The organism is Gilliamella sp. W8126, assembly GCF_016102185.1.
GTDB classification, from domain to species: Bacteria; Pseudomonadota; Gammaproteobacteria; order Enterobacterales; family Orbaceae; genus Gilliamella; species Gilliamella apis_A.
This window is the reverse complement of sequence record NZ_JACFPE010000001.1, coordinates 696,166-710,761: the sequence shown is the minus strand read 5'-3', so window position 1 is coordinate 710,761 and position 14,596 is coordinate 696,166. Positions and strand designations below refer to the sequence as shown.

Below are 14,596 nucleotides of genomic sequence, written 5' to 3'. Positions count from 1 at the left end.
AAAATCCTTATACCGATGATTCCATGTGTTTTAAATAGTCATAAATGGCATGTTGTGCTCTTATTTTTTTCTTATTGCCTCGTTGTACATAATTATTCATATTATCTTTATCGATGATTCTTGCTTTGACATTATCATTGCATTGCAAGTTAAAGATATCATGTATAGTAGATTTTAATACTGGATCAAAAATTTTAACGCCAACTTCAATTCGATTATCTAAGTTACGAGGCATCCAGTCTGCTGATGAAATATAAGTGTCTTTTTTACCATCGTTTTCAAAAATATATACGCGAGCGTGCTCTAAATATTGATCGACAATACTAGTTACATAGATGTTTTCACTTAAATTAGGGATTTGAGGAACTAACACACAAGTCCCCCTAACAATCATTCTAATATTTACACCTGCACAGGAAGCTCGATAAAGTTGGTCAATCATCTCTTTATCGGTGATCGCATTCAATTTTAAATAAATACCAGAAGGTTTTCCTGCTTTGGCATTATTAATTTCACGTTCAATAAACTCATAAAAACGTTGGCGAGTATTTTGTGGAGATACCAGTAAGTGATTAAACGAAACAGGTTTAAATGGATTTTCAATGAAATTAAATACTTTAATAACTTCATCGGTAATGGCTGGATCAGAAGTTAATAGGGAAAAATCAGTATATACTCGTGCTGTTTTTTCATTAAAGTTACCTGAGCCAATATGTGCATAGCGAACAATTCTATCTTCTTCTCGTCGATCAATTAAAAATAATTTAGCATGGATCTTGAGTTTTGGTTGTGAATAGATAACTTTAATACCACTACGAATTAATCTTTTAGCCCATTTTATATTTGCTTCTTCATCAAAGCGAGCCTGAAGTTCAACCACTACTGTAACTTTTTTACCATTATTGGCGGCATTAATTGCTGCGTGTATAAATCGTGAATCTTTCGCAACCCGATAAATATTCATGCGAATATGGGTCACAGCTGGATCGAAAGAGGCTTGACGCATGATCTCAAGTACATGACCAAATGAATAATAAGGATAGTAGAGCAATACATCTCGATCCTTAATTGTCGCAAAAGCATTCCTAAATTTTTTAAATCGATTATAAGCAAGACTAGGTAAACGTTTATTAAGTAAATTTTTAACGCCTAAATCAGGAAAATTAGCTAAATCTTTAAAATTAGGATAACGTCCGCCCGGCATTGCATCTTGTTCTGTTAATCTTAATTTATTAATCAATAATTCAAATAATGCTTTAGGCATATCTTTTTGATAGGTAAAGCGCACTGGTTGTGCGGTTAAACGTTGTTTCAAACCTTGTGACATTAATTCTAGTAAACTATCGAGTTCACTATTTAATTCATATTCAGCATCACGATTAATGTTGATTGAATAAGCATTTAATTCAACAGCATCAAAAAAGACTTTGAAAATATCGTCTAAACAGTAACGTAAAATATTATCTAAAAATATGATTGATTTGTTTTTGGTTGAGAATTCCGATGGTAATAATACAAAACGAGGAGCATTGTCGGTAGGTAGCTCCAATAAGGCATAACTAATATTGTCTTTACAAATAATTTCCACCGCCAAATAAGCATGATCATCTTTGAGAAATTGGATCAATTCGGTATGACTATCAAGAAGAATAGGGGTGATATATTGTCTTAAATTTTGTTTATAGTAATTTTTTATCCAATTTTCTTGATAACTGGTAAGTTGCCTTTCATTTATTAGAAAAATCTGGTTTCTGGCCATTTCTAATAAGAGTTCGTTATAGAGCTGATCAAATTGTAACTCAAGTTGAATAACCTTTTGGTTAACTTGTCTTAATAAATGTTTCGCATTGGAGGTAGATTGAGATTGTTCTTGCTCAATAAGAACATATTTTTTTAAGTTTGCAAATTGAACTTTATAAAATTCATCTAGATTACTGGAGTAAATACCTAAAAAACGGATTCGTTCTATAAGAGGATTACTTTCGTCAGCTGCCTCTTGTAGTACACGTTGATTAAAGGATAACCAACTGAGTTCTTTGGGTAAATATACTTTTTCTATAATCATGTCTTATTTGGTCCATTCCACAAATTGAATATCTAACAGCATAACGGAAGTTAAAAAAAAAGCTAGCATATCGCTAGCTTTTTATCATTCATTTAAACAAATTTAAAATGATTAGATGCGGTGTACCGAAGTTGTATTAGTAGTACCACTTGGAACCAATGCACCTGATACCATAACAATAGTATCGCCTTGTTTTGCGTTACAAACTTTAACCGCCATTTCTTTACCTAAACGGTAGAAATCATCAGTTGAATTAATCGCATCAATTAAAATTGGTTCAACACCTTTAGATAATGCTAATTGATTAACTGTTTTTTGACTTGAAGATAGCGCTAAAATACGAGCTGTCGGGAAGTAATGACGAAGTTCACGAGCAGATTTACCACTACGAGTAGCAACAACAATTAATGGCACATTTAAACGTTCAGCAATTTCAACTGCACCACAACATACTGCAGCAGTAATACGTAATGTTTCTTCTTTGGTTGTTAATTCAAGTTTAGCTGGAATAGTACCATCAGTACGTTTACAAATAGTAGCCATCACATTTACTGCTTCAAATGGATATTTACCTTTAGCACTTTCACCTGATAACATAACTGCGTCAGTTCCATCAATGATTGCATTAGCAACGTCACCAGCTTCAGCACGAGTAGGACGAGGGTTTTTAATCATTGAGTCTAACATTTGTGTTGCAGTAATAACTGGTTTTGACGCTTTATTACATTTTTTGATCATCATTTTTTGAGCAAAAATAACTTCTTCAACAGCGATTTCCACACCTAAGTCACCACGAGCAACCATGATACCGTCAGAAGCTTCTAAAATTTCATCAAAATTATCTAAACCTTCTTGGTTTTCAATTTTAGAAATAATTTTGATTTCTTCACCACCGTGAGCTTTAAGATGAGCACGGATATCTTCAACGTCAGAACGTTTACGAATAAAAGATGCAGCAATAAAGTCAACGCCTTGCTCACAACCAAAAATTAAATCATTTTTATCTTTTTCAGCAAGTGCCGGTAATTTAATAGAAACACCCGGTAAGTTAATACCTTTATTTTCACCTAAATCACCATTATTTAATACTTTACAAACAACTTCATTACCGTTAATTTCGACAACGTCCATAGCGATTAAACCATCATCAACTAATACACGATTGCCTGGTTTAAGATCTTGAGCAAAACCTTTATAAGTAACCGCAACACGTTCTGAATTACCAACTACGGTTTCATCGGTAGTAAAAGTGAAAGTTTGACCAGCAACAAGTGATACATCATTACCGCCTTCTAACTTAATAGTACGGATTTCTGGACCTTTAGTATCCAACATAATTGCCGCTTTTAAGCCTGTTTCTTGCATTACTTCACGTAAATTTTTGATTCGATTACCGTGTTCTTCATAATCACCATGAGAGAAGTTTAAACGCATTACATTCATGCCTGCATTTAATAATTTGGTTAACATCTCTTTTGATTCTGATTTTGGTCCTATAGTACAAACGATTTTTGTCTTTTTCATAATATTATCACTACTTGTTAAGGTTAATGTTTAAATTTCATATAAACTGGGTATATGTCTAAATGCAAAATATTCTTATTGGATTGAAAGGGATATAAGAAGGATCGAGTAACTGAAAAATAGTTACTTAATTTTATTTCAGTATCTGAAAAATTGACTATTTTCATTAAAATATAGACCCTCAAAAAACTGGCTTCATTATAGACTTAACTCTATTTTAAATAAAGTTTTTTTATCATCAAATCTGTTTTAAGTTTATACAATTAGTAAAGATAACAGATTGGATAATAACAATAGATTTTATAAAAATTTTGAGGAAAGGGGTTTTTTAGTTACATATAATCTTTTAATTGAAAGATAAGTGTGTCTTGGTTATTTTTTAGCACTAATTTAGTGTCAATTAATTGAATATTTGCCCCATCAATAATCAGTTTTTTAATCACATTATCGAGTAAATCTAATTGTTTGTTCTGACATTTAATGTTGGTCATATTGATTATCTGGCCTTTGATCATATTATTTTCAAGTTTGATTTGAGCTGAAAATTCACTACACATTTTTCCAATCATAATCATATTTTCGCCAAATTCTAAATCAGCATTTTTGAAAACAGGCAAGCTCAAACCATTATTTTCCATCAGGACATAATGATGATGCATAAGATCCTGTTCTGTGATGCTATTAGACGAAGTGCACCCACTTAAGTTAAATATTACCGAAACTGATAATAGTAATAGTGATTTCTTCATTTAATCTCCTATAAATAAAGAATATTTGCTATAATTTACAATAATTATAATTGTAAATAATATACTCAACGCCTTATGGTATCTCAACAACAATTAAACAAATTGTCGTCAATGACTTTCTTAGATCAACTAAAAATAAGAAAGCTTATTAATAAAAAACAAAATATTGCTGAAATCGAATCAGCAATAAATTTAGCTATTGAACATTATAATATTCGATTACAATCTTTACCTAATCATATTGATTTTCCTAGTAATTTACCTGTAGTTGAAAAAAAACAGGCTATTTATGAAGCAATTAAACATCATCAAGTAGTCATCATTGCTGGCGAAACAGGCTCAGGTAAGACCACACAAATTCCCAAAATATGTCTAGAATTAGGGCTAGGTGTTAAAGGCTATATTGGTCATACTCAACCTAGAAGATTAGCCGCTCGTTCGGTAGCTAACCGTATTGCTGAAGAATTAAAGACGGAAATAGGGCAATTAGTCGGCTACAAAGTTAGATTTTCAGACCATGTAAGTGATAGTACATTGGTTAAATTGATGACTGATGGAATTTTATTAGCAGAAATTCAACAAGATAAGCTCTTACTGCAATATGATACTATCATTATTGATGAGGCCCATGAACGTAGTTTAAATATAGATTTCATTTTAGGATATTTAAAACAACTATTACCTAAGCGTCCTGATTTAAAAGTTATTATTACTTCGGCAACAATAGATGTTGAACGTTTCTCTAATCATTTCAATCATGCTCCGATAATTGAAGTATCTGGCAGAACCTATCCGGTTGAAGTTAGGTATCGGCCAGTGATTTTTAGTGAGGATTCTGAAAGTGATAAAAACAATGATTTTCAACCGATCATTAATGCTATTGATGAGCTTTCATTGGAAAGTGCTGGTGATATACTCATTTTTCTAACGGGAGAACGTGAAATACGAGATCTTGCCGATACATTAAGAAAATTAGAATTGAAACATACTGAAATTCTACCTTTATACGCAAGACTATCGGCATCAGAACAAAATCGCATTTTCCAACCGCATAATGGACGACGGATTGTATTAGCAACTAATGTTGCTGAAACGTCGTTAACTGTTCCAGGCATTAAATATGTTATTGACCCCGGTTTAGCCAGAATTAGTCGTTATAGCTATCGTACTAAAGTACAACGATTACCAATTGAACCAATTTCTCAAGCATCGGCAAATCAAAGAAAAGGGCGTTGTGGTAGAACATCGGACGGTATTTGTATTCGGCTTTATGATGAACAAGATTTTTTATCAAGACCTGAATTTACAGAACCAGAAATATTACGAACAAATTTAGCTTCAGTTATATTACAAATGACATCATTAGGATTAGGTGATATTGCTGCTTTTCCGTTTGTGGAATCACCTGATTCTAGGTATATTCGTGATGGTATACGACTATTAGAAGAACTTGGAGCTATTTATACTAAACATCATCATTATCACTTAACTAATATAGGTCGAATTTTATCTCAGTTGCCTATAGATCCTCGATTAGCGAGAATGTTAGTTGAAGCAAGGCAATTAGGTTGTATAAAAGAAGTGATGATTATTACTGCCGCACTATCAATACAAGATCCTCGAGAGCGTCCATTTGATAAACAGCAAGCTTCTGATGAAAAACATCGACGATTTGCCGATAAAGAATCAGACTTTATCTCTTTTATTAATTTATGGAATTATATTGCCAGTCAACAAGCAGAATTATCGGGTAATCAATTTAGACGTTTATGCCAAAAAGAATACCTCAATTATCTGCGTATTCGTGAATGGCAAGATGTTTATACGCAAATTAGGCAAACAGTTAAACAACTAGCATTTCCGATCAATAGCCAATTAGCGGATTATCGTTCATTACACATTGCACTATTAAGTGGTTTATTATCGCATGTTGGGATGAAAGAAATCGAAAAACATGAATATATTGGTGCCCGTAATATCAAATTTGCTATTTTCCCTAATTCAGCGATTTTTAAAAATCAACCAAAATGGTGTATAGCTAGTGAATTAGTTGAAACCAGCCGATTATGGGGGAGAACGGCAGCCAAAATTGAAGCTGAATGGGTCGAACCAATAGCCAAACATCTAGTCAAATACAGTTACAGTGAACCTAGATGGTCTAAGAAGCAAGGAACAACCATTGCTAACGAAAAAGTCACTTTATACGGATTACCTATTGTTGCTAGTCGTACGGTTAATTACAGTAAAATTGATCCAATATTAAGTCGCTCTTTATTTATTCGCCATGCGTTAGTGGAAGGTGATTGGCAAACTAACTACAGTTTTTATAAGCAAAATCAAAAATTAATCAATGAAGTTGAGGATCTTGAACATAAGTCTCGACGTCAAGATATTCTGATTGATGATGATGACTTATATAACTTTTACGATGAACGAATAGATAAATCAGTCATTTCTGCAAAACATTTTGATACATGGTGGAAAACAAAACAAAAAATTGATCCAGAATTTCTTAATGTCAAAAAAAATATGTTGATTAAACAGTCAGCACAACCGGTGAAAGTGAATGATTATCCAGATTTTTGGTATCAAAACAACTTAAAGCTACCTTTGAGTTATCAGTTTGATCTTGGTAACGTGCGTGACGGCGTCACAATCACTATTCCACTAAACATCCTTAATCAGATAAAAAATAGTGGTTTTGATTGGCAAGTTCCTGGTTTTCGTTATGATTTAATTATTTCATTAATCAAATCATTACCTAAATCATTACGTAAAAGTTTGGTACCTGCACCTAACTATGCTGAAGCTTTTTTAAGTAGAGTCAATTCAACATCATCGCCGTTACTTGAAACGCTGCAAAATGAATTTAGAAAAATGACAGGTACTAAGATTGAGCCATCAGATTGGCAACTTGATCAGGTACCTAGTTACTTAAAGATGAATTTCAGTATTGTTGATCATAATCGTGAAATAGCTTTCGGTAAAGATTTAGTTAAGATTCAAGAACAACTTAAAACAGAAGTTCAACAAGCGTTATCATCTTTAACCCAGAAAAAATCGGTTAAAATAGAAAAGAACAACATTATTGATTGGGATTTTGGTTCTTTACCAACAATCTATGAAGAAAAACAAAACAATTACATAATTAAAGCTTATCCAGCGATTATTGATAATCAACATTCAGTTAGTATCAAACTTGTTGATTCGTTGGAAGAACAAAAGCGATTAAGTAAATTAGGTATTCGTCGATTATTAATCCTCAATATTCCATCACCAATAAAATATTTACATGAAAAACTGCCAAACAAATCTAAGTTAGGCTTATATTTTAATTCATTTGGCACAGTACTTAATCTTATTGATGATTGTATTGCTTGTGGCGTTGATCATTTAATAGAAAAAAACAACCAACTTATTGATAATCAACAACAATATCAACTACTTCTAACTTATACGAAAAGCCATATCAATGAAACTGTTGTTGATATTGCTAAACAAGTAGAATCAATATTAACGTTACACTTTAATATTAATAAAAAATTAAAAGGTCGAGTAGATCTATCCCTTGCTTTTGCTTTATCTGATATAAAACAGCAAGTCAGCGAATTAGTCTATAAAGGGTTTGTTGCACAAACCGGTTATGACAAGCTTTCTGATATTTATCGCTATTTATCTGCGATTGAAAAACGTTTAGAAAAGCTTGGTTCGAATATGGCTAAAGATAGACAAGCAATGAATATAATAGAAGAAGTTAAGAATGAATATCAAACTTGGCTAAATAGTTTGCCAGAAAATCAAAAATCATTAAGTAAAGTGACTAACATTAAATGGATGATTGAAGAACTAAGAGTTAATCTTTTTGCCCAACAATTAGGAACGCCATACCCAATTTCTGCAAAACGCATAAGACAACAAATAGAGACTGTATCGACAGAGTTATAATTTTAGAATCTATAATCTGATAAGTTATGATAATAAAAAGAAGGGCGCTTAGGCGCCCATTTTTTATTATCGATAAAGATCAATAAACACCGTAATATTTGGACCTTTAGTATCATGTGCTACACGAGCAATATGGTAATATTTTGCGCCAGCCTCAATCGCACGTTTACCTGCTTGATAAGAAATTTCTTGATCAGTGACATAATAGCCTCTAAATTTCAATGTATCAAATGCAACCATTTTAGCTGCTGTAGCATCATTAAGTTCTTGAATTTTTCTTCCATCCGGTAATGTTACAGTGTAACGAGTTACTCTTTGAGGTTCTGTAACAACAGAAGTCGTTGTTTCAGTACTTGATGATGTTGCAACTTTAGCTGTAGTAGCAGTTGTTGTAGTGGTAGTCGTTTTATCGATAACTTTATTATTAAACTTATCGGCATAATATTTTTCATTGAATGCTGAAGGAGAATAATAACCCGGTTTTTCAACCTGCATTGCAGCATCACCACCTTTAGCTAAAGCTAATTGCCCCGCTTCAGAATCATAAGGAATAGCATCTTCTGGTTGTAATTTACGTTCTGGTGCATCTTTTTTGAATATATAAGCTGCAATTTGTAAATTACTACCTATTTCTGAACGTGAATCAATATAAAATCCATAAGCCCCTTGAGCTGATGCTTCTTTAGCAATTGCTTGATTAATATCATAATCGGTTGGGAAATAACCACGAATACGGACAATATTAAATGGTTCTAAACGAACTGCTTTTGATTTTGGATACTCATAAACACCTTCAAACTTACGTAAACTTTCCGCTTGTTCAACAGCTTTAGGAGCGTCTGATTTATACAATTTAGCATAAACAATTCGTAAAGTATCATTAGAAGGACTAATATTGGTAGTAGTAATATAGAAAGAAGCCGCACCTTCATTATCAGCAGCTTTTGACATAGCCATAACGTAATCGCTATCAGTATAAAAAGCACCTCGAATAGTAATGCTTTTGTAAGATTGCATGCTATTAGCTTGTTCTTCAGTTAATTGTTGTGCAGCAAATGAAGAACAGGGAATAAGAGCAATAGTCGCAGCGATAAATGTTTTCTTTAAACTTGTCATATAAAAAACCTTACAGTAAATTTTAATTAATTTAGCACAGATAAATTTAGTTACATATTTCTATTAAAGCTTCTAACTTATTAATATATATGAATTTTCCTTTGGCTGTTAAAATATTTTGTTCTTGTAATTTTGTTAAATTTCGGCTGACTGTTTCAATCGTTAATCCTAAGTAATTGGCTATATCAGCACGGCTCATTGCTAGTTTAATATTTAAAGAGGTATGTCCTCTTTGCTGATATCTAAGATAAAGAGAATAGATAAAAGTAGCAAGACGTTCTTCAGATTTTTTTTGCGAATAACATAGAATTAATTTTTGATAATTATAAATATCTGTGCTTAATAACTTAAATATCAAATCACGAACATCTTTGTTACTATCAATTAATGACATTAATTCATCATAGTAAAGTTCACAAAGCAAGGTATTACCTAATGTTTGAATATTACTATTATAGACTTTAGTCGAAATAGAGTCTAAACCAACGATATCTCCAGGTAAATAAAATCCATTAATTTGTTCAGTATTTTCCGGAGTAGTAACAAACGTCTTTAATGCGCCAGAATGAACAATATAAAACTTCTTAAATGGAGTTTTTGATTTAACAACGATTTCATCTTTTAAATATGATTTTTTCCGTTCTAAAACATCACTTAGTGAATTATTAAGTAACATTGGGATACACAATCCACCAATGCTACATAATTCACAAGGAACGGAATAACTATTGCTGCGCAATGTTTTATAAATAGTATGCATATAAACCTAAATAGAACCGTTAAAGATTTTGATTGTTAAGATTACCATATTTTATGATAAAACAAAAACTAACTATATAGTTTATATTCTATTATTCAATAAATAGAAAGGGAATAGAAAATTATTATTAAATAATTAAATTACCATTTTTTGGTAAATTATTTTGATTTTTAATTTACTAAAAATCAAAATAAGTCGAGTAGGATAGAGAGATTATAGAAGATATATTTCATATTATGTTATTTAACATAATATACATTATGCGAACTAAATATAATCAATATTTAACTTAATATTATTTTTTATTTTCTAGATGACAATTTTATAAATACTTCTATTAGTAATATATCAGTTAAGCGTATAAATGTACTTAATTGTTGTGATACTAGGCTTGCGCTCATAAATCATAAATTCTAAACAGGAAATATCACAATGAAAAAACTGGTTTTACTAATAGTATTATAGTTCATTGCTATATGCTAATCCATCTCCATTTGGTCTCGAAATTAATAAAACAACATTAAAAGAAGCTAAAGAAAAATATACTTTAAACTTTGATGATACTAATTTATATTCCAACGGACCTATGTTACATCAAAAACAATGAATTAGATATTGACGGCTTAGAAAGCGTTTTACTCATTCTCTCAAAAGATGAAAAATTATTAGCTATTAGTACTACATTCGGTAAATATAAATTTTAATCCGTTATTTTTGATACTGATAGAGCAACTAAAATATTTGTCTTACTTTTTTCATTAGAATTACTACCAAGAAAAGATTGTAAAAAGCTATTTTGTGTAATTAATGGTTTTACAGTAAATATCACACCACTTGATCGATATTCTATCGATTGTACGGATTTCGTATTGTTATCATTATATGTGACTTAAATCCATGGAATGAAATAATAATATTAAAGGATTTGAAACCATACTAGATATAACTAGATACTTAAAAGAACTATTTGCGGGTCTATTCCAAAGATTTTTAGAGCAACAGACAATAATTGAAGAATATAACGTTATTAAAAGTTTAAAAAATATCTCTGATACTTTAGAACGTTTAGTTGAATTAATGTGTAAAGAAAACAAAAATAAACAATCTGAAGTAGACTTAATATTGCAACTACATCATCCTATTATTGATTTTTTAAGAGAAGTTTGCGATATAAAATACAATTTTTATATAACATCCTTTAACGATTTGAAGGTTTTATTAAATGCTAGGAGCTTTGAACCTATAAATTCTAAAAAAGAAGTTGTTCAAATGTAAGTTTGCATTATTAAAGGAATAATGTAACCGCCCTTTTCTTTTGAGGTAATTTTATTATAAATCAGATATTTAAAGTTAAAATAATGTATATTATGTTAAATATAGTTCATTATTACGAACTCAATTCTTCTTTTAAAAAGAACTGAGTTATTCATTAAATTTCGATTCTTTGACTGTAATTATTTATTGGTCAATAAAATCAATTCACTTCCTGGTAATGGCATTTTTAAAATATGATTTTTAATTTTACCCCAAACTTGCATTTCACAGGCTTTACAATTAAATTTCAGTATTAATTCTTCATTATTATTTTGTACTAATTTCATTGGTGTTACTTTTGTTTTCACACCTTGAATACCTCTAGCTTGTTTAGGACATAAATTAAACGCAAATCTCAAACAATGTTTTGTAATCATTAATGGCGCATCATCTTTAACTTCATGTGCTTCAAAAGCACTTTCAATTAGTTTAACGCCATGCTGTGCATAAAATTCTCTAGCCTTATGATTATAAATATTTGCTAAGAAGCTTAAATGCTCTTCTGGATAAATTGGCGCAGGTTCCGTTTGTGGTTTACGTAACTTTCTTTGGTAATGAGTTAGCCGTTCCAATGTTAACTTATCAATAATATCACGTCGTAATTGATTTAATTGGCTACTTGGAATAAAAAATATCTCGGTCAAATTAACCTCTAAATCAGTAAGGTAATATATCGTTTGACCAAGTTTTGATAAGCTATCTTTTATATTTTTGAGAGCTTTATCAGATTGTTCAGCTAATTCAAACTCACCTTTTAAAGCAATTTTTACACTACAGCCCTCTTCACTCGTTGCTATCAATTGAACAACATTTGATTGATTTATCAATTCAAATGCTACACCAATTCGACGACTACTCGATTCTTTTAATAAAACTTGTTGCCAATTATGATCTAGGTTACGGTTAATTTGATAAGGTAATTTTAAGGAATGAAATACCTTAGGTAATTCATTAGGAAACACTCTATAATGATTATTAGCAATTTTTTCAACTTTATCAGCCCTGAATCCTACGATTTCACGCTTTACCAAAACGTTTAATCCATCACCATTAGTTAAAACTTTTTCAGATTTAATATCAATTGCTTGGTTAGTAACTTTCGTCATCTCACCGATAGGTAAGCCAATAAATTTAGGTGAATCAAAAGCGCCAATATTGGATTGTCTACCCCGAACAAAATAATCAGTAGCACCTCGATGAAATGTTTTATTTGGGTCTGGAGTGAATGAGTGTTGAGTTCTACCACTTGATGCACTTACAAAATCATCCGATTTTTCTAAAATTTCATCTAGTTTTTTACGGTAAAAAGCAGTTATATTTTTTACATAACTTAAATCTTTATAACGTCCTTCTATTTTAAATGACCTAACTCCAGCTTGTATCAATTCGATTAAGTTTTCGGATTGATTATTATCTTTCATTGATAAAAGATGTTTTTCATAAGCAACAACACGACCTTGATCATCCTTTAATGTAAATGGTAAACGGCATGCTTGCGAACAATCACCTCGATTTGCACTTCTGCCCGTTTGAGCATGAGAAATATAACATTGACCTGAAAATGCAACACATAAAGCACCATGAATAAAAAATTCTATATTGGCATCTATTTGTTGATAAATATTCGCTATTTCAGTTAAGTTTAATTCTCGAGCTAAAACTATTTGTGAAAAACCAACATCAGAAAGAAATTTAGCTTTTTCTGGGGTTCGAATATCCATTTGCGTGCTAGCATGTAAATCTATCGGCGGAATATCCATGGCTAATATGCCCATATCTTGAACAATTAAGGCATCAACTCCCGCATCATATAATTGCCAGATCAATTGCTGAGCCAGCTCAAGTTCATTATCGTGCAAAATAGTATTTAATGTGACAAAAACTTTGGCATAAAAACGATGCGCAAACTCAACTAATTCGGCTATATCACTGACTGAATTACCGGCATTATGACGGGCACCGAAATGCGGGCCTCCAATATAAACTGCATCAGCCCCATGTAAGATTGCTTGTTTGGCAATGTCTATGTTTTTCGCAGGACTAAGTAATTCAAGTTTATTATTGTTGGTTTGCTGGTACATATTAAATCTCTAGGAATATTATCGATTGATAAAATAAATGGCAAATATTATTACTATTTGCCATTAAAGTTTCATTTGTTTATTAAACCAATATTTAAAGTTTAATTAACCAATAATTGATTGGTTTTTTAAAGCTTCAATTCGTTTTTCTAAAGGTGGATGTGATAAGAATAGTTGCGAAAGTTTGGCTTTCTTCTCACCATTAATGCAAAAAGCTAAAATTGACGCTTCTTCATTTGGTTCATGGCTTACTTTTAGTTTTTCTAATGCGGCAATCATTTTTGCAGAACCTACCAATTTTGCAGAACCTGCATCGGCATGAAATTCGCGGTAACGCGAGAACCACATGGCAACCATACTTGCTAAGATTCCAAAGATAGTTTCGAATATCATTGCTATTACATAATAGGCTATATCTGCTAATGCTTCACTACGATCTTCAATCACTTTAGCAAACATTGACGCTATAATTCGTGAAATAAAGATAACAAAGGTATTTAATACACCTTGTAGTAGTGCCATTGTAACCATATCACCATTTGCTACGTGACTCATTTCATGACCAATTACCGCTTCTGCTTCATCTTGAGTCATTGCTGATAATAATCCAGTACTTACCGCAACTAAAGAACGGTTTTTGGTCGCCCCTGTTGCAAAAGCATTAATATCATCTGCTTTATAAATAGCTACCGCCGGCATCTTTAATTTAAGTTGATCTGATTGGCGACGCACAACATCAAGTAACCACTGTTCTTGATCATTACGAGGCTCCTTGATCACTTCACCACCAACAGAACGTAATGCCGTTCGTTTAGATAAAAGAAGAGAAATAAATGAACCACCAAAACCAAAAATAGCGGCAAAAATAAGTAATCCTAAGGTACTATGGGCGTTAACCCCTAAAATACTCAGAATTATACCAAATACAAACATAACCGCTAAGTTAGTTAGAAGAAATAATCCAACTCGCATCATATACAAATTCCTTATTACTATACTTAATATAAATAATTTTATTTAAAAAACTAAATAAAATTTGATA

General features: G+C 31.5%; 8 protein-coding genes. 1 reads left to right on the top strand and 7 read right to left on the bottom strand.

Features of this window, described 5'->3' with window-relative positions; all coding sequences use genetic code 11:
* Nucleotides 1-7 precede the first annotated feature (7 nt).
* The 3 genes from ppk1 to H3S74_RS03325 form a co-directional block, all read right to left on the bottom strand.
* On the bottom strand, nucleotides 8-2,065 hold the full coding sequence (gene ppk1, locus H3S74_RS03335) for a polyphosphate kinase 1 (protein ID WP_110447852.1): 2,058 nt from the start codon (nucleotides 2,063-2,065) through the stop codon (nucleotides 8-10).
* Nucleotides 2,066-2,176: 111 nt separating this feature from the next.
* Nucleotides 2,177-3,589 (bottom strand): pyruvate kinase PykF, encoded by a 1,413-nt coding sequence (gene pykF / locus H3S74_RS03330; protein WP_086358947.1) that lies wholly within the window; start codon nucleotides 3,587-3,589, stop codon nucleotides 2,177-2,179.
* 332 nt (nucleotides 3,590-3,921) lie between these two features.
* The gene (locus H3S74_RS03325) at nucleotides 3,922-4,338 is read right to left on the bottom strand and encodes an META domain-containing protein (RefSeq protein WP_144187794.1); all 417 of its coding nucleotides are present in this window, start codon (nucleotides 4,336-4,338) and stop codon (nucleotides 3,922-3,924) included.
* A gap of 75 nt (nucleotides 4,339-4,413) precedes the next feature.
* Here H3S74_RS03325 and hrpA point away from each other — a divergent pair, with 75 nt between their 5' ends.
* Entirely contained in the window at nucleotides 4,414-8,283 is a 3,870-nt protein-coding gene (hrpA, locus tag H3S74_RS03320; protein WP_198247209.1) for an ATP-dependent RNA helicase HrpA, read from the top strand.
* Nucleotides 8,284-8,349: 66 nt separating this feature from the next.
* On the opposite strand, the gene H3S74_RS03315 is transcribed toward hrpA, so the two are convergent.
* From H3S74_RS03315 to htpX, 4 genes are all read right to left on the bottom strand, one after another.
* Nucleotides 8,350-9,399, bottom strand: a complete 1,050-nt coding sequence (locus H3S74_RS03315) for a YdgH/BhsA/McbA-like domain containing protein (RefSeq protein WP_198247208.1) — start codon at nucleotides 9,397-9,399, stop codon at nucleotides 8,350-8,352.
* 46 nt (nucleotides 9,400-9,445) lie between these two features.
* Nucleotides 9,446-10,159 (bottom strand): helix-turn-helix domain-containing protein, encoded by a 714-nt coding sequence (locus H3S74_RS03310; RefSeq protein ID WP_110447856.1) that lies wholly within the window; start codon nucleotides 10,157-10,159, stop codon nucleotides 9,446-9,448.
* Nucleotides 10,160-11,613: 1,454 nt separating this feature from the next.
* The gene (locus tag H3S74_RS03305) at nucleotides 11,614-13,554 is read right to left on the bottom strand and encodes a U32 family peptidase (protein WP_198247207.1); all 1,941 of its coding nucleotides are present in this window, start codon (nucleotides 13,552-13,554) and stop codon (nucleotides 11,614-11,616) included.
* A gap of 105 nt (nucleotides 13,555-13,659) precedes the next feature.
* Nucleotides 13,660-14,529: a protease HtpX gene (gene htpX / locus H3S74_RS03300; protein WP_198247206.1), complete on the bottom strand. Its 870-nt coding sequence runs from the start codon at nucleotides 14,527-14,529 to the stop codon at nucleotides 13,660-13,662.
* Nucleotides 14,530-14,596: the final 67 nt, after the last annotated feature.